The sequence below is a fragment of the Kitasatospora sp. NPDC057595 genome (assembly GCF_042800875.1).
GTDB lineage: Bacteria > Actinomycetota > Actinomycetes > Streptomycetales > Streptomycetaceae > Kitasatospora.
Genome location: NZ_JBHVGL010000002.1, coordinates 560,635 through 574,830 on the forward strand (window position 1 = coordinate 560,635; position 14,196 = coordinate 574,830).

The 14,196-nt window shown below is 74.1% G+C and carries 12 protein-coding genes; 3 read left to right on the forward strand and 9 right to left on the reverse strand.

Going from position 1 to position 14,196, the window contains the following annotated elements; all coding sequences use genetic code 11:
* Positions 1 to 1,231 (reverse strand): poly-gamma-glutamate synthase PgsB (pgsB, locus tag ACFU9E_RS06030; RefSeq protein WP_380714790.1); only part of this gene is annotated, 1,231 nt, incomplete at its 3' end.
* Between the two features lie 9 nt (positions 1,232 to 1,240).
* On the reverse strand, positions 1,241 to 3,583 hold the full coding sequence (locus ACFU9E_RS06035; protein WP_380681891.1) for a HAMP domain-containing protein: 2,343 nt from the start codon (positions 3,581 to 3,583) through the stop codon (positions 1,241 to 1,243).
* Between the two features lie 260 nt (positions 3,584 to 3,843).
* On the opposite strand from ACFU9E_RS06035, the gene ACFU9E_RS06040 reads away from it, so the two are divergent.
* Positions 3,844 to 4,767 carry a hypothetical protein gene (locus tag ACFU9E_RS06040; RefSeq protein ID WP_380681892.1) on the forward strand — a complete coding sequence of 308 codons (924 nt, stop codon included), beginning with the start codon at positions 3,844 to 3,846 and terminating at the stop codon, positions 4,765 to 4,767.
* 10 nt (positions 4,768 to 4,777) lie between these two features.
* On the opposite strand, the gene ACFU9E_RS06045 is transcribed toward ACFU9E_RS06040, so the two are convergent.
* Positions 4,778 to 5,215, reverse strand: coding sequence for a gamma-glutamylcyclotransferase (locus ACFU9E_RS06045; RefSeq protein WP_344331090.1), 438 nt, complete (start codon positions 5,213 to 5,215; stop codon positions 4,778 to 4,780).
* Between the two features lie 78 nt (positions 5,216 to 5,293).
* On the opposite strand from ACFU9E_RS06045, the gene ACFU9E_RS06050 reads away from it, so the two are divergent.
* Positions 5,294 to 6,748 (forward strand): NAD(P)H-quinone dehydrogenase, encoded by a 1,455-nt coding sequence (locus ACFU9E_RS06050; RefSeq protein ID WP_380681893.1) that lies wholly within the window; start codon positions 5,294 to 5,296, stop codon positions 6,746 to 6,748.
* A gap of 236 nt (positions 6,749 to 6,984) precedes the next feature.
* A complete protein-coding gene (locus tag ACFU9E_RS06055) occupies positions 6,985 to 7,956 on the forward strand; it encodes a DeoR/GlpR family DNA-binding transcription regulator (RefSeq protein WP_380681907.1) in 972 nt (323 codons plus the stop codon).
* A 159-nt stretch (positions 7,957 to 8,115) separates the two neighbouring features.
* On the opposite strand, the gene ACFU9E_RS06060 is transcribed toward ACFU9E_RS06055, so the two are convergent.
* The 6 genes from ACFU9E_RS06060 to ACFU9E_RS06085 form a co-directional block, all read right to left on the reverse strand.
* Positions 8,116 to 9,888 carry an acetyl/propionyl/methylcrotonyl-CoA carboxylase subunit alpha gene (locus tag ACFU9E_RS06060; protein WP_380681894.1) on the reverse strand — a complete coding sequence of 591 codons (1,773 nt, stop codon included), beginning with the start codon at positions 9,886 to 9,888 and terminating at the stop codon, positions 8,116 to 8,118.
* 243 nt (positions 9,889 to 10,131) lie between these two features.
* Complete coding sequence (locus tag ACFU9E_RS06065) at positions 10,132 to 10,917, reverse strand: hypothetical protein (RefSeq protein WP_380681895.1); 786 nt, start codon at positions 10,915 to 10,917, stop codon at positions 10,132 to 10,134.
* A gap of 140 nt (positions 10,918 to 11,057) precedes the next feature.
* Complete coding sequence (locus tag ACFU9E_RS06070) at positions 11,058 to 11,657, reverse strand: nucleoside triphosphate pyrophosphatase (RefSeq protein WP_380681896.1); 600 nt, start codon at positions 11,655 to 11,657, stop codon at positions 11,058 to 11,060.
* A 45-nt stretch (positions 11,658 to 11,702) separates the two neighbouring features.
* Positions 11,703 to 11,828: a morphogenic membrane protein MmpB gene (gene mmpB, locus ACFU9E_RS06075; protein WP_355358769.1), complete on the reverse strand. Its 126-nt coding sequence runs from the start codon at positions 11,826 to 11,828 to the stop codon at positions 11,703 to 11,705.
* Positions 11,829 to 12,118: 290 nt separating this feature from the next.
* Positions 12,119 to 12,340 carry an acyl-CoA carboxylase subunit epsilon gene (locus ACFU9E_RS06080; protein ID WP_355358772.1) on the reverse strand — a complete coding sequence of 74 codons (222 nt, stop codon included), beginning with the start codon at positions 12,338 to 12,340 and terminating at the stop codon, positions 12,119 to 12,121.
* A gap of 57 nt (positions 12,341 to 12,397) precedes the next feature.
* A complete protein-coding gene (locus tag ACFU9E_RS06085) occupies positions 12,398 to 13,987 on the reverse strand; it encodes an acyl-CoA carboxylase subunit beta (protein ID WP_380681897.1) in 1,590 nt (529 codons plus the stop codon).
* Positions 13,988 to 14,196: the final 209 nt, after the last annotated feature.

Consider the following 14,196-nt stretch of genomic DNA (forward strand, 5'->3'; position numbering starts at 1 on the left):
GTTCGTACGCGGGCTGGTGGGCGGCTTCCCGGCCCCCGGCCTCCGGTTCGTCGTCCGGGGCGAGCCGGGCCAGCTCCTCCAGGAGCAGCTCGCCCTGACCGTGGATGTTGCCGATCGCCACCAGCGAGGAGTCGGGGCCGAGCGCGTCCAGCAGCTCGGCGGTCAGCCGCGCCGGGTCGCGCCGGTCGCCGCCGAGGTCGACCACCCGCCCGGACCAGTCGGCCGGGATCGCGTCCCGGGCGCTCCTGGTGGGGTGGCCGATCAGGAAGACCGTGTCCGGATCGAGGTCCGGCACGATCTGACCCATCTGGCCGTTGCGTTCGACCCGGTCGGGGCGGCAGTTGACCACCACGTGCAGTGGGCGGTGGATCGCGCCCAGGCTCTCCAGCTGGCGGACGTTCATCAGCGTGGACTCGGGGTCGTTGGCGGCGAAGACGTTGGCGAAGCGCAGTCGCCTGCCGTCCGCCGTCCGGTACCGCTCGACGGAGAGCACGCCCGGGTCCGGCGGCGCCGCCCACATGCCGCGCAGCGCCGTCCGCCGGTCCACGCCGAGGAGTTCGGCGACGGCCAGCGCGATGGCCACGTTCTCCTTGAAGGTGAACCAGCTGAAGCCGCGCAGTTCCTCGTCGCTGACCGACTCCGGGTCGACCACGATCAGCTCGCAGTCCCGCTTGGCGGCCTCCTCGCGCAGGATGTGCGCGCGCTCCCGCTCGGCGGTGACGCAGACGCCCCCGACCGGCATCGAGCGCGACAGCGAGCGGGCGACGTCGTCCAGGGTGGGGCCCATCTCGGCGAGGTGGTCCTCACGGACGTTGCACAGCACGCCGATGGTGGAGCGGATCAGCTTGGTCTGGTTGACCTCCTGGAGCGCCGGCATGACGGCCATGCACTCGATCACCAGCGCGTGCGGCCGGTAGGTCGCGGCGCGGCGGACGATGCCGATCTGCTCGACCACGTTGGCGATGCCGAACTTGCGGTGGACCGGCTCCTCGGTGGCGTCCGGGTGGATGAACCGGGCCGCGGTGCCGGTGGTCTTGGCGACGGTGACCAGGCCGCCGCCGCGCAGCGCGCCCGCGCACAGCCGGGTGATCGAGCTCTTGCCGCGGATGCCGTTGACCAGCACCCGGGTGGGGATCTGGTCCAGGGCGGCGAAGTGCCGGCGCTGTTCGACGATGCCGGCCACCAGCAGGACGGCGCAGCACACCAGCAGCACGAGGTAGAGGAAGAGCACGGGTCCCTCTCAGAAGGCGGTGGCGGCGGTGGCGGGGTGCCCGGCGCGGTCGCGGTCGGCCCGTTCGCGGACGGCTCGTTCGCGGTCGGCGCGCTCCAGGTCCTGGCGGATCAGCTCCAGGCCGCGGGCGACGGCGCCGACCTCGTCGTGGTGGACGGGGTGGAGCACGGTGCGGCGGTCCCCGGCGGCCAGTGCCTCGGCGCTCGCGGCGAGCCGGCGCAGCGGCAGGCCGACGGCGACGAACAGCCAGCCGAGGCAGAGCGCGGCGGCGGTCAGGCCGAGCATGCCGGCCAGCACGGCGCGCCGGTCGGCCCGGTTCTGGTCGAGGTGCAGCCAGGACACCGGGTGGGCGGTGACGACGGACCAGCCGAGCCGGGCGACGGCGCCGCGGCCGCCGAGCGGGGCGGCGGCGAGCAGCACCGGGTCGCCGCCGGTACGCAGCACGTCGGCGGCGGCGTGCTTGGTCGCCGTGCCGCCCGTGCCGCCCGGGCCGCCCAGGCCTGCCGTGCCGCCCGGGCCGGTGACGGTGTCCAGGACGGCCCGGGCGCGGCCCTCGGGGAGTTCGCCGAAGGAGGCGTAGGCCTCGTTGGCGGCGAGCACCCGGTGGCGGTCGTCGAGCAGCCAGACCCGGCCGAGGCCGGGCCGGTCGAGCAGGCCGCCGAGGAAGTCGGTGCGGAACTCGCCCACCAGGACCGGACCGGCGGGCGCCGCCCCGTCCACGGCGGCCTCGGCGGCGTCGACGGCGTCGACGGGCGTGGCGGGGGTGTCGAGCGGCGTCCGGGCCGCGATCCGGGGCTCCTTCCCGGAGCTGTTGAGCAGCAGCACCCCGCCCGGGCCGAGCGCCCCGGGACCGGTGCGGTGCGGCTCCTCGCCGGCCCGGGCGAGCACCTCGCCGCCGGAGCCGAGCACGTACAACGCGCGGTAGCGCTCGTGCTGGGCGAGGGCGGTGCGCAGCAGCGCCTGGGCGGTGCCGACCGAGGCGGTGGCGAGTTCGGGGGCGAGCGCGCGCAGATCGGCGTAGCCCTCGTTGAGGGCCTGGCGCAGTCGGTCGGCGGCGTTGTCGGTGCGGTCCCGCTGGCCGGCCACCACCTGGGTGGGCACCCGGACCTCGCCGCCGTCGCCGCCGAGCAGCAGCAGCGGGCCGGACCAGCCGAGCACGACGGCCGCGGCCAGGCCGAGCGGCAGCGCGACCCCCGGCCGGCGCCGCCGGGGCGCGGGGGCGGCCGGCGGGCGGGCGGGGTCGCGGAGCTGAAGCCGCAGCTCCTCCAGGGCGCGGCCGATCCGCCCGGCCTCGCCGCGCCGCGGGCCGCGGACCGGGCGGTCCAGCTCGCCGCGGGTGAGCCGGCGGGCGTCCAGGAAGAGCCGCAGCACCGGGCGCTGCAGGGTGCGGTGCAGGAACAGGGCCAGGAGCAGGGCGAGCGCCAGCAGGGCGCCGGCGGCGGCCAGGCCGAGGGCCGGGTGGCGCAGACCGGCGGCCTTGCCGTCGACGCCACCGGTGGAGACGACGGTGAGCCCGAGCGCGGTGGCCGGGTCCTGCGGGTCGGCGCCGGCGACGGCGGCGTAGCCGGCCACCCGGCGCGCGCCCCGGGGGTCGGCGGCCCCGGCCAGGCTGCCGGAGACGGTTTCGCCCGGGGCGGGGGAGCGCTCGGCGACGCGTTCGGTGGCGCGGCCCCGGGCGGTGGCGACCAGCTGCCGGGCGGTCTCGTCGGGGAGGCCGGCGCCGGTGGTGTCGAGCACGGTGCCGGCGGTGTCGAGGACCTGGATGGTCTGGCCGTCGCGGGTGGCGAGGTTCGGCAGCCGCAGGTTGTCGGAGGCGACCAGCAGCGCCCGGCCGTCGTGCGCGGTGCTGACCAGCGCGAAGGTCAGCAACCGGGTGCCGGCGGCGGAGGGGACGAGCAGCGGCGCGGGCGCGGTGTCGGTGACCAGGCCGAGGTCGAGGCCGGCCAGCGGCACGGTCTCGCCGTGGGCGGCGAGCAGCCGGCCGGTGTCGGGGCGGACGATCACGGTGCCGCGCCACTTGCGGTACGCCCGGCCGAGCGCGGTGAGCACCTCGGCGGGCTCGGCGGGCGCCCGGTCGTAGCGGGCGGCGGAGCGCAGCAGGTCGGTGGTGTTCTCCCGCAGGCCCGCCCGCAGCGCCAGGGCGGTGTCCTCGGCGGCGTACTGGTGGGACTCGCGGATCGCCCGCGGGGTGTCGTCCACCCGCAGGCCGCCGACGGCCAGCGCGGTGATCGCGGCGACGGCGAGGAGCAGGACGAGCAGCAGGGCGATCGGCGGGCGGACGCCCCCGAGCAGCGGCATGTCGGCCCGGCGGCGGTAGCGGTGCTGTCGCGGCGGGGTGGGGGCCGTGCTCACGGGTGGGGCCTCGTCGGGGGAGTGCGGTCGGGTCCGGTGCGTCGGGCGGCAGTGCGCCACCCACCCCTGGAGCCCCACCGTGAACCGGGCTCGCCCGGCCGAAACCTCAAAAGCGTACGAAGCGGTTCCGTTGATCGTGTCTCGTAATGATGTCGGATGAAAGACGCTTCGATCACGATCTTTTTGATCATGGAGCGCCTGTTCTGCGGGGTATTTTCTCCTCCGTGGAGAACGTGGAAAGACGGGATGCGCGACGTGCGGTGCGATGGCCGGTCACGGTGCTGGTCGTCCTGGCGGCCCTCGCCGGCGGGCTGACCCTCGCCGCCCGGGGCTGGGCACGGGACCCGGCGGCCCCCGGCCCCACCCCCGCGGCCGGACCGCGTCCGGTGGACCTCGTCGAGCGGATCGACGCCTACACCGGCGCCTTCGCCGTCGGCGCCTACACCGCCCCGGACGCCGACCAGCGCCGGGCGGTCGCCGACGGGGTCGTCCGGACCCTCGACGGCAGGCCCGACGAGGCCGGCCGGCTGCTGGCCGGCGTCGGCTACCGGCTCACCGAGTTCACCGAGGCGGTCAGCGGCCGCCGCACCGCCGAGATCGCCGACGCCTCCGGCACCGACCCGCGCGGCTGGGGCCGGATCTACCTGGACCTCTCCACCCCGGCCGGCTGGTCCGCCCAGGTGCCGCACCCGGTCTCCGACAGCCGCACCGAGATCCTCGGCGCCGAACTCTTCCGGCAGGCACCCGGCGGCGTGCTCGTCCTCGCCGGCGCCCACCGGCGGGCCGGCGTCGACGGATCGGCGGACGTCGCCCACCGCGGCGACACCGTCTTCGCCGCGGTCGTCGAGGCGCTCACCGCCCGCGGCCTGCCCGGCCTCCAGCTGCACGGCTTCGACGAGGGCAGCCTGCCCGGCACGGACGCCGTGGTCTCCAGCGGCGCCGGGACGGCCGGCGAGGCCGCCGAACGCACCGCGGCGGCCCTGGAGGCCGCCGGCCTGGTGGTCTGCCGGCCCTGGCGGCAGAAGTGCGGACAGCTCGCGGGCACCACCAACGTCGAGGGCCGCTTCGCCGCCGGCCTCGGCGTCACCTGGCTCCACGTCGAACTCGCCAACGCGCTGCGCACCGATCCGGCCCGCCGTGCGGAGGTCGTCGCGGCCCTGGCCGCCACGGCCGGGGCCTGGTAGACCGCTCTGCTCAGCAGGGGCGGCGGCGCAGGTCGAGCACGTAGTCGTCGGGGGCGCCGGCGCTCTCCGCCGCGTCCGCGATCAGGCCCAGGTAGCGGGCCGCGGGCAGGCCGCCCTCGTAGTCGTTCAGCACGTACGTCCAGACCGGCACATCGCCGTCCAGGGTCTGCGCCCGCAGCTTGATCTTGCGGTAGATGCCGAGCTGGACGCCCTCCCAGCGGTCCAGCCCCTCCTCGTCCATCGGCGCCACGTCGTACAGCGAGACGAAGACCTGGTCCTTCTCGTCCTCCACCACCGTGGCCAGCGATCCCTCCCAGCCGAGGTGTTCGCCGCCGAAGGTCAGCCGCCAGCCGGACAGCCACCCGGTGCCGCGCAGCGGCGAGTGCGGGGCGCGGCGGGTCATCTGCCGGGCATCGAGGTTCGTGGCATACGCGGCGTAAAGGGGCATGGGGGGAAGCCTACGTTCACCGACCGATCCGACAGAAGCCCCGACCCCGGCGTGGCAGTGCTCCCGGCGTGCGGGACAATGGTTGACGTGACTCGGATCGTGATCATCGGTGGCGGACCCGGCGGCTACGAGGCGGCGCTCGTCGCCTCCCAGCTCGGCGCGGAGGTGACCGTCGTCGACCGCGACGGCCTGGGCGGATCGGCGGTGCTGACGGACTGCGTGCCGTCGAAGACGCTGATCGCGACGGCGGAGGTGATGACGACCTTCGACAGCTCGTACGAGGAACTCGGCATCATCGTCGCCGACGACACCCCCCACATCGACAGCCCGGCCCGCGTGGTCGGCGTCGACCTGGGCAAGGTGAACCGGCGTGTGAAGCGCCTGGCCATCGCCCAGTCCCACGACATCACCCAGTCCGTCACCCGGGCCGGCGTCACCGTGCTGCGCGGCCGCGGCCGGCTGGGCCCGGGCGGGCAGGCCGTGGATGGCTCCCGCGAGGTGCTGGTGGACGCGCCCGACGGCAGCGTCCAGTCGCTGCGCGCCGACGCCGTGCTGATCGCCACCGGCGCCCACCCGCGCGAACTGCCCGACGCCCAGCCCGACGGCGAGCGGATCCTCACCTGGACCCAGGTCTACGACCTGGAGGAGCTGCCCCGCGAGCTGATCGTGGTCGGCTCCGGCGTCACCGGCGCCGAGTTCGCCGGCGCCTACCAGGCGCTGGGCTCCAAGGTGACCCTGGTCTCCTCGCGCGACCGGGTGCTGCCGGGCGAGGACCCGGACGCCGCCGAGGTGCTGGAGGAGGTCTTCCGCCGCCGCGGCATGAACGTGATGGGCCGCTCGCGCGCCGAGAGCGCCAAGCGGATCGGCGACACCGTCGAGGTCACCCTCTCCGACGGCACGGTGATCGAGGGCACCCACTGCCTGATGGCGGTCGGCTCCATCCCGAACACCGCCGACATGGGCCTGGAGGAGGCCGGGGTCAAGCTCAACGACTGGGGCCAGATCCAGGTCGACCGGGTCTCCCGCACCAGCGCCCCCGGCGTGTACGCGGCCGGCGACTGCACCGGCGTCTTCATGCTCGCCTCGGTGGCGGCCATGCAGGGCCGGATCGCCATGTACCACGCGCTCGGCGACGCGGTGCAGCCGCTGAACCTCAAGACCGTGGCCTCCAACGTCTTCACCGACCCCGAGATCGCCACCGTCGGCTACACCGCCGCCGACGTGGAGTGCGGCAAGATGGACGCGGTCGAGGTCAAGCTGCCGCTGCGCGGCAACCCGCGGGCCAAGATGCAGGGCATCCGCGACGGCTTCGTGAAGCTGTTCTGCCGCCCCGGCACCGGCATCGTGGTCGGCGGCGTGGTGGTCGCCCCGCGCGCCAGCGAGCTCATCCACTCGATCTCGCTGGCGGTGGACGCCAATCTGACGGTCGAACAGGTGGCCAGCGCGTTCACCGTCTACCCGTCGGTCTCCGGCTCCACCGCCGAGGCCGCCCGCCAGCTCCACATCCGCAAGCGCGAATCGGGCGAATCCTGAGCCCAGGGCGCTCAGTTGAGGGCGGTCGCCGTTCGGCGGCCGCCCTTCGCGCGTCCCCGGACGTCACTCGGACGGCGGGCGCAGTCCCGGATCACCGACGGCGCGCATTGTACGGTCACGCGCCGCTCGGCCGTGAGCAATTCCCGCTACTAGCAGCAAACGCCTGAAAGCAGACGGTCACGCAGGTTACCGTCGGTTCTGTGTTTGCAGCAGAACGTCGCCAGTTGATCCTCGAAATGGTGCGCGCCAACGGAGCGGTCTCGCTCCGGGAGTTGGCCCGCGTCGTCCAGACCTCCGAAGTCACCGTGCGCCGCGACGTACGGGCCCTGGAGGCAGAAGGGCTCCTCGACCGCCGGCACGGCGGCGCGGTGCTCCCCGGCGGCTTCAGCCGCGAACCCGGCTACCCGCAGAAGACCCACCTGTCCGCCGCCGAGAAGAGCGCCATCGCCGATCTCGCCGCCGGTCTGGTGGAGGAGGGAGACGCGGTGGTGGTCGGTGCGGGCACCACCACCCAGGAACTCGCCCGCCGCCTCGCCCGGGTGCCCGGGCTGACCGTGGTGACCAACTCGCTGCTGGTCGCCCAGGCGCTCGCGCACGCCAACCGGGTCGAGGTGGTGATGACCGGCGGCACCCTGCGCGGCTCCAACTACGCGCTGGTGGGCAGCGGCGCCGAACAGTCGCTGCAGGGGCTGAGGGTCGGCAAGGCCTTCATCTCCGGCAGCGGGCTGACGGCCGAACGCGGGCTGTCCACCGCGAACATGCTGTCCGCGAGCGTGGACCGGGCCATGGTGCTGGCGGCCGCCGAGGTGATCGTCCTCGCCGACCACACCAAGCTCGGCGCGGCCGGCATGTTCCAGACCGTCGCCACCGAGACCATCACCCGCCTGGTCACCGACGAGCACGCCACCGCCGACGACACCACCGCCCGCGAGCTCGACGCGCTCGCCGACTGCGGCGTGCAGATCGACCTCGCCCCGCTCGGCGCCCCGCCGTCCGGCGACGCCCCGGTGCACGGGACCGGCAGCGGCCCCGTCCACCAGACCCAGCCGGGCCCGATGGCCCGCCGCGCCGTCCCGCCGCCCCCCGGCGGCGGCGCCCCGCTGCCGGGCCAGCGCCGCCCCGGCGTGCACGGCCCCGGCGGACCGGCGGGCCCGGGCGGGCCGCTCCCGGCCAGACTCGCCGAACTCGGCCTCCAGCGCGGACGCTGACCCCGCCACTCCCGCCACTCCCGCCGCACCGACGCCGGTACCTCAGTACCTCAGTACCTCAGTACCCGAACCGACCTCAGTACCCGCACCACCGCCGGAAACACGACCGGTCCGCACACCCGAAGGTGTACGGACCGGCGGCGGAACACGCGGAAAGCGTCAGTCCTTGATCTCGCAGAGCGCCGCGCCGCTGGAGACGCTCGCCCCCACCTCGGCCTTGAGGCCGACGATCGTGCCCGCCTTGTGGGCGTTCAGCGGCTGCTCCATCTTCATCGCCTCCAGGACGACGATCAGCTCGCCCTCCGCGACGACCTGGCCCTCCTCGACGGCGACCTTGACGATGGTGCCCTGCATCGGCGACGCCAGCGTGTCACCGCTGACCGCCGAACCGGCCTTCTTCGCACCCACCCGGCGCTTGGCCTTCGCGGCCCCCGCACCGGCCGCCGGAGCGGTCGAGACGCCCAGCGAGGACGGCAGCGAGACCTCGATCCGCTTGCCGCCGACCTCGACGACCACGGTCTCCCGGCCCTCGGCCTCCTCGCCGTCGCCGGCCGCACCGGCGAACGCGGGGATGGTGTTGTTGAACTCGGTCTCGATCCACCGGGTGAAGACCTTGAACGGCCCGTCACCGCCGTGCACCTCCGGCGCGAACGCCGGGTCGGTGACGACCGCCTGGTGGAACGGGATGGCCGTCGCCATGCCCTCGACCTTGAACTCCGCCAGCGCGCGCTTCGCCCGCTCCAGCGCCTGCTTGCGGTCGCGGCCGGAGACGATCAGCTTGGCCAGCAGCGAGTCCCAGGCCGGGCCGATCACCGAACCGGTCTCCACGCCCGAGTCCAGCCGGACACCCGGACCGGACGGCGGCGCGAACAGCGTCACCGTGCCCGGCGCGGGCAGGAAGTTGCGCCCCGGGTCCTCGCCGTTGATGCGGAACTCGAACGAGTGGCCGCGCACCTCCGGGTCGTCGTAGCCGAGCTCCTCGCCGTCCGCGATCCGGAACATCTCGCGGACCAGGTCGATCCCGGTGACCTCCTCGGTGACCGGGTGCTCCACCTGCAGACGGGTGTTGACCTCCAGGAAGGAGATCGTGCCGTCCAGCGCCACCAGGAACTCGCAGGTCCCGGCGCCCTCGTAGCCGGCCTCCTTGAGGATGGCCTTCGACGCGCGGTACAGCTCGGCGTTCTGCTCCGGGGTCAGGAACGGCGCGGGCGCCTCCTCGACCAGCTTCTGGTGCCGGCGCTGCAGCGAGCAGTCACGGGTCGAGACGACCACCACGTTGCCGTGCTTGTCGGCCAGGCACTGGGTCTCGACGTGCCGCGGGTTGTCCAGGTAGCGCTCGACGAAGCACTCGCCGCGCCCGAAGGCGGCGACCGCCTCGCGCACCGCGGACTCGTACAGCTCCGGGATCTCCTCCAGCGTGCGGGCGACCTTCAGGCCGCGGCCGCCGCCGCCGAACGCCGCCTTGATGGCGACCGGCAGGCCGTGCTCCCGGGCGAACGTGACGACCTCGTCGGCACCCGAGACCGGGTCCGGCGTGCCGGCGACCAGCGGGGCACCGGCGCGCTGCGCCACGTGCCGGGCGGTCACCTTGTCGCCGAGGTCGCGGATGGCCTGCGGCGGCGGGCCGATCCAGGTGAGGCCCGCGTCGATCACGGCCTGGGCGAAGTCGGCGTTCTCCGACAGGAAGCCGTAACCGGGGTGGACGGCGTCCGCGCCCGAGTCGGCGGCGGCCTGGAGGACCTTGGCGATGTCCAGGTAGCTGGTGCCGGGGGTGTCGCCGCCCAGCGCGTAAGCCTCGTCGGCCGCGCGGACGTGCAGCGCATCCCGGTCCGGCTCGGCGTAGACGGCGACGCTGGCGATACCGGCGTCCGAGCAGGCACGGGCGACGCGGACGGCGATTTCCCCGCGGTTGGCGATGAGCACCTTGCGCACTGTGGCTCCCTTCTTGAACCTCGTTGAGTTTATGGATTCCTGGGCAGTACCGGCGAGTAGCCCCAGGTTGTGAACTATCCCACACGGAGGGTGATGCGCCCGGGCGGGCGGTGGGCGGCCCGACGGGAGTCCTCGCAGGTGGTCGCGGGTGCGGTGGTGGCGGCCCGGCGCTCGCGCTCGGTGACGGGGGCGGCGTGGCGCGGTGGTGGGCTTGGCCACACCCGGGCGCGGCGCGAGCCGGGCTCAAGCACGCGCGGCGGGCGCTGGGGCCGCTTCGGCGGGCGCGGCCGGTGCGGGCGCGCCCGGCGGGGTCGGCGCGCGCTCCAGGGCCCGGGCGGTGACGTCGGCGACCTGCTCGACGACGTCGGGGCCGTAGGCGGCCGGGTTGACCACCTTGAGCAGCAGCGCGAAGGTGCCGTCGGTGCCGTACCGGCGGGCCAGCCGGCGGTGGTGGGTCACCAGGTGGCGGACCCCGGCGTGGTTGGCGATGCCGGTCTGTCCGGAGACCAGGAAGATCGGGCGGCCGCCCCCGGGGGTGGCCAGCCGGGCCAGCAGGACGTACTCGCCGGCCTGCGGGTCGGCGGCGTAGGAGCGGCCGCCGACGGTGATGGTGTTGTCCAGGACGGCGTGGCTGCTGGAGATCGCCACTCCGGGCAGGCCCCAGGCCAGGTGGGCGGCCATCCGGTCGTTGGAGACCGGGCCGCCGAAGCAGAGCTCGGTCCTGGCGCCCAGGCCGCGCGGTGCGGCGTCGTGCGCGACCAGGTCGGCGTGCGCGCCGCACTCCTTCACCAGGGCTGCCAGCTCCATCAGCGCGTAGGCGTCGCGCCGGGTGACCGTCCGGGGGTGTGCGCCGGTGCCGATGCTGCGGTTGACCACGATCAGGCACTCGCTGCCGGCGGGCAGGCCGAGGAAGGCCCTGGCCCGTTCCAGCCTGCGTCTTCGGCGCAGGCTCTGGCCGAGCCAGCCGAGTGCGGCACTGATCGCGCTGGCCACCAGGCCCAGCAGCACGTTGAGCAGACCGTCGGTCATCCGGCTCGTTACCTCCCCCGTTGCTCCGGTGCGGCCGATGCCGCACCGGTGGCCCTCCTAGCCTGCATCAAACGGGCTCGTCGGAGGTGTGGTTGGCGACAATTGCGCCGGTGTTTGGCGCACCGGCGTCGGTCGGCCGGTCAGCTCCAGAGGTCGGTGATCCGGACGTCCAGCTCGGCGAGCAGGGTGCGCAGCAGCGGCAGCGAGAGTCCGATGACGTTGCCCGGGTCGCCGTCGACGCCCTCGATGAACGGCGCCGAGCGGCCGTCCAGGGTGAACGCTCCCGCCACGTGCAGCGGTTCGCCGGTGGCGATGTAGGCGGCGACCTCGGCGTCGTCCGGGGTGCCGAAGCGCACGGTGGTGGAGGCGGTGGCGGAGGAGGTCCGGCCGGTCGCGGTGTCGATCACGCAGTGGCCGGTGCGCAGCACGCCGGCCCGGCCGCGCATCGACTGCCAGCGGGCCAGTGCCTCGGCCTCGTCGGCGGGCTTGCCGAGGGCCAGGCCGTCCAGTTCCAGCACCGAGTCGCAGCCGACGACCAGCTCGCCGTCGGTGAGGCCGGTGGCGACGGCCGCGGCCTTGGCCTCGGCGAGCACCAGCGCGAGTTCGGCGGGGGTGGGGGCGGTGAGCGCGTCCTCGTCGACGCCGCTGACCACCACCCGCGGGTCGAGGCCCGCCTGGCGCAGCAGCCCGAGGCGGGCGGGGGAGGCGGAGGCGAGGACGAGGGTGCGGCGGTCGGTCATGCCCACCAGGGTAGAGGGAGGCCCGGAGCGGCCGTCCCGCGATCGTCAGATCATCAGGAGAACGACGATCAGCAGGGCGAGGACGGCGAGCACATGGCCGGCCCGGTGCAGCCTCTTCTGCATCCGGCGGGCTTCCGGGGAGGGCTCGTCGCGGGGGTCTGACCAGAGCATCGTTCCAGGGTGCTCCGGCGGGCGGGCGGGGCGCCTGAGTATCCGTACTCAGCTTTCGGGGGTTTCGGGGCAATCCGGGCTTTGCCGGGCCGGTGCCGCCGGCGTGCCGGACTTTGCAAAGTGGTGACTTTGCAAAGTCGGCGGGGATGCGGCAGGGCGCCGCTCCGCCCTTGTGCGGAGCGGCTGGCTCCGGGGGACGTGCACTTTGCAAAGTCACCACTTTGCAAAGTGCACGCACACCCCGCCGTACACGTCGTACACGCCGTACGTGCCGTCCGCGCCCGGCCGGATCAGCCGGCCCAGCCGGAGGTGCGCCAGGCGTTGACGCCCGGTCGCGGGGTGGCGCGCATCCGGCGCGCGCGGTCGTTCCAGGCGGAGTCCGGGCCGGCGCCCGCGCGGCGGGCGGCCTCGGCGGCGGCCTGCGCGGCGGCGGCCCGGGCCTGGACCACCGCCAGGACGGTGGCCAGCTCCTCGGGGGTCGGCTGCCCGTGCAGCACATGGATCGGGGCCATGGTCAATCCTCTCGCGGTGCTCCTGCTTCCGGCGTGCTCCCGGCGTGCTCCCGGCGACTACAGAGGGATGTTGCCGTGCTTCTTCGGCGGCAGCACCTCGCGCTTGCCGCGCAGCGCCCGCAGCCCGCGCACGATGTGCCGGCGGGTCTCGCTCGGCGCGATGACCGCGTCCACGTAGCCGCGCTCGGCGGCCAGGTACGGGTTGAGCAGGGTGTCCTCGTAGGAGGTGATCAGCTCGGCCCGCTTCTCCTCGGCGGTCCCGGCCGCCTCGGCCTCGGCGATCTCCCGCCGGTGCAGGATGTTGACCGCGCCCTGCGCGCCCATCACGGCGATCTGCGCGGTCGGCCAGGCCAGGTTGAGGTCGGCGCCCAGGTGCTTGGAGCCCATGACGTCGTACGCGCCGCCGAAGGCCTTGCGGGTGATCACGGTGATCAGCGGCACGGTCGCCTCGGCGTAGGCGTAGATCAGCTTGGCGCCGCGCCGGATGATGCCGTCCCACTCCTGCTCGGTGCCGGGCAGGAAGCCGGGCACGTCGACGAAGGTGATCACCGGGATGTTGAACGAGTCGCAGGTGCGGATGAACCGCGCGGCCTTCTCGCTGGCGGCGATGTCCAGGCAGCCCGCCAGGTTCATCGGCTGGTTGCCGACGACGCCGACCGGGTGGCCCTCGACCCGGCCGAAGCCGGTGACGATGTTGCCCGCGTACAGCGGCTGGGTCTCCAGGAACTCGCCGTCGTCGAGCACGTGCTCGATCACCTGGTGGATGTCGTACGGCTGGTTCGCCGAGTCCGGCACCAGGGTGTCGAGTTCGAGGTCCTCGTCGGTGACCGACAGGTCCGCCTCCTCCGGGAAGGACGGCGGGTCGGAGAGGTTGTTGGAGGGCAGGTACGAGAGCAGGCTCTTGACGTACTCGACGGCCTCCTTCTCGTCCGCGGCCAGGTAGTGCGCGTTGCCGGACTTGGTGTTGTGGGTGCGCGCGCCGCCCAGCTCCTCCATGCCGACGTCCTCGCCGGTGACGGTCTTGATCACGTCGGGCCCGGTGATGAACATGTGCGAGGTCCGGTCGGCCATCACCACGAAGTCGGTGATCGCGGGGGAGTAGACCGCGCCGCCCGCGCAGGGGCCCATGATCAGCGAGATCTGCGGGATCACCCCGGAGGCGTGCACATTGCGGCGGAAGATCTCGCCGTACAGGCCGAGCGAGACCACGCCCTCCTGGATCCGGGCGCCGCCGGAGTCGTTGATGCCGATGACCGGGCAGCCGGTCTTCAGCGCGAAGTCCATGACCTTGACGATCTTCTCGCCGAACACCTCGCCCAGCGAGCCGCCGAAGACGGTGAAGTCCTGGGCGAACACGGCGACCTGACGGCCGTCGACGGTCCCGTAGCCGGTGACCACGCCGTCGCCGTAGGGCCGGTTCTTCTCCTGGCCGAAGTTGGTCGAGCGGTGCCGGGCGAACTCGTCGAACTCGACGAAGGAGTCCTCGTCCAGCAGCTCCGCGACCCGCTCGCGGGCCGTCAGCTTGCCCTTGGCGTGCTGCTTCTCCACCGCCTTGGCGGAGCCGGAGTGCACCGCCTCGTCGATCCTGTGCCGGAGGTCGGCGAGCTTGCCGGCGGTGGTGTGCGGGTCGTACGGCGCCTCGGTCATTCCGGTGGCTCTCCCTGATCCTGGGCCGCGACCTGCTTTCGGGGGCGCGCGGGCCGGGTGGGGGCCGGCGCGGACGAGGGGTGCAGGGCGGCACAACGAACTACCGTTGGGTAGCGTAGCCAGCGCGGAGGGCCGGCGTAACGTCCGGCCGTTATGGCCAGCGACACACTGTGGTTGACGCCGGTTCTGGGGGACGATGGGGCGGTCTA

Bases quoted from the DNA above. Each gene is read 5' to 3' on its own strand.
- ACFU9E_RS06045 (WP_344331090.1), bottom strand. From the start codon at position 5,215: ATGCCCCTTTACGCCGCGTATGCCACGAACCTCGATGCCCGGCAGATG.
- ACFU9E_RS06050 (WP_380681893.1), top strand. From the start codon at position 5,294: ATGGTTGACGTGACTCGGATCGTGATCATCGGTGGCGGACCCGGCGGC.
- ACFU9E_RS06055 (WP_380681907.1), top strand. From the start codon at position 6,985: ATGGTGCGCGCCAACGGAGCGGTCTCGCTCCGGGAGTTGGCCCGCGTC.
- ACFU9E_RS06065 (WP_380681895.1), bottom strand. From the start codon at position 10,917: ATGACCGACGGTCTGCTCAACGTGCTGCTGGGCCTGGTGGCCAGCGCG.
- ACFU9E_RS06070 (WP_380681896.1), bottom strand. From the start codon at position 11,657: ATGACCGACCGCCGCACCCTCGTCCTCGCCTCCGCCTCCCCCGCCCGC.
- mmpB (WP_355358769.1), bottom strand. From the start codon at position 11,828: ATGCTCTGGTCAGACCCCCGCGACGAGCCCTCCCCGGAAGCCCGCCGG.
- ACFU9E_RS06080 (WP_355358772.1), bottom strand. From the start codon at position 12,340: ATGGCCCCGATCCATGTGCTGCACGGGCAGCCGACCCCCGAGGAGCTG.
- ACFU9E_RS06085 (WP_380681897.1), bottom strand. From the start codon at position 13,987: ATGACCGAGGCGCCGTACGACCCGCACACCACCGCCGGCAAGCTCGCC.